The following is a 1,738-nucleotide window of genomic DNA, read 5'->3' as shown; positions in this document are numbered from 1 at the left end:
GGCGTCGGCTCGCCGGCCGGTCCCGCACCGCTCGGCGGCTCAGCCCAGCCCGGCCCCTTCGGGGGCCCGCCGAGCCCGGGCGCCGGCGCGCCCCCGCCGGGATACCCGCCGCACCATGCCCCGGTCGCGCCGAAGCAGAAGCGCGGGGTGCTCATCGCCTCGATCGTGGCGGTCCTGGCGCTGATGCTCTGCGGCGGTGGCGGCGCCGCTGCGTTCTTCACCCTGCGCAGCACGGAGAACGGCGAGGGCGCGAAGGAGCCGACGGTCGCGGTGGAGAACTTTCTCACCGCCGTCTACCGGGAACGGGACGCCCGCAAGGCCTCCGGCTACGTCTGCGCCGCCGCCCGGGACGACCGGAAGATCACCGCCAAGGTCACGGAGCTGAAGCGGTACGCCGAGCAGTACTCCGACGCCCGGTTCCGCTGGACCAGCCCGAAGGTGGACAACCAGACCGGCGACCGGGCCACCGTCACCACCAGGGTGACCATGACGACCTCCGACGAAAAGGTCGCCGACCAGGACCTCCGCTTCACCGTGGTGCGGAAGACCGGCTGGTGGGTCTGCGAGATCGCCTGACCGGGCGACGCGATCGGCGGGACCGGCCGGGTGGATAGGCTCGACGGGTGCGAGCAGCTGAGCGGACGGCCGACCCGGCCGGCACGGAGTGGCCGGCGCGCCTACACGTGGTGACCGGCAAGGGTGGCACCGGCAAGACCAGCGTGGCGGCGGCGCTGGCACTGGCGTTGGCCGCCAACGGCCGGCGCACCCTGCTGGTCGAGGTCGAAGGGCGGCAGGGCATCGCCCAGCTCTTCGGCACCGATCCGCTGCCGTACGCCGAGCGGCACCTCACCGACGCCCCGGGCGGCGGGGAGGTACGGGCCCTGGCGGTGGACGCCGAGGAGGCCCTGCTGGAGTACCTCGACATGTTCTACAAGCTCGGCGCGGCCGGCCGGGCGCTGCGCAAGCTCGGCGCGATCGACTTCGCCACCACCATCGCTCCCGGTCTGCGGGACGTGCTGCTCACCGGCAAGGTCAAGGAGGCCACGACCCGCACGGCCGGCCAGCGCCGGGCGTACGACGCGGTGGTGCTGGACGCGCCGCCGACCGGGCGGATCGGCCGGTTCCTCAAGGTCACGGCGGAGACGGCCCGGCTGGCCAAGGTCGGCCCGATCAAGACCCAGAGCGAGGGGGTCGCCGCGCTGCTGCGCTCCCCGATGACCGCGGTGCACGTGGTGACGCTGCTGGAGGAGATGCCGGTCCAGGAGACGGTGGACGCGATCGCCGAACTGACTCAGCTCGGTTTCCCGGTAGGCCGGGTGATCGTGAACGCGGCCCGGCCACCGCTGCCCGCCGGCCGGCCGGTGACCGCCGCTGAGCTGCGGCGCGGCCTGCTCACCGCCGGGTTGCCGGCCGATCGGGACACCGTCGCCGGGCTCGCCGCCGAGGCCCGGGACCAGTGGATACGCCGGGAGCTGGAGGACTCGCTGCGCGGTGACCTGGCCGAGCTGGGGCTTCCCCTGACCGAGCTGCCGCTGCTGCCCGACGGGGTGGACCGGGCGGGGCTGGCGGCGCTGTCCCGGGTGCTCGTGCGGGCGGATTGACTCACACTGGCACCGGCGCGGCGCGGAGACTGTCCGCAGCCCGATACGCTCGATTGGTGCCTTCCGAAGACGCGGCGCCGCAGCTGGACGTCGACCAGATCCTCGCCGACCCGGGCGTGCGGATCGTGGTGTGCTGC

Annotated in this window: 2 protein-coding genes; both read left to right on the top strand. The window is 74.1% G+C overall.

Features of this window, described 5'->3' with window-relative positions:
• On the top strand, positions 1-576 hold a 576-nt coding region (locus E1258_RS32460), incomplete at its 5' end, for a hypothetical protein (RefSeq protein WP_132407782.1).
• A 47-nt stretch (positions 577-623) separates the two neighbouring features.
• Positions 624-1,601, top strand: coding sequence for an ArsA-related P-loop ATPase (locus tag E1258_RS32455; protein WP_132407780.1), 978 nt, complete (start codon positions 624-626; stop codon positions 1,599-1,601).
• Positions 1,602-1,738: the final 137 nt, after the last annotated feature.

Source organism: Micromonospora sp. KC207 (genome assembly GCF_004348615.1).
GTDB lineage: Bacteria > Actinomycetota > Actinomycetes > Mycobacteriales > Micromonosporaceae > Micromonospora.
This window is presented reverse-complemented; position numbering and strand designations above follow the sequence as displayed.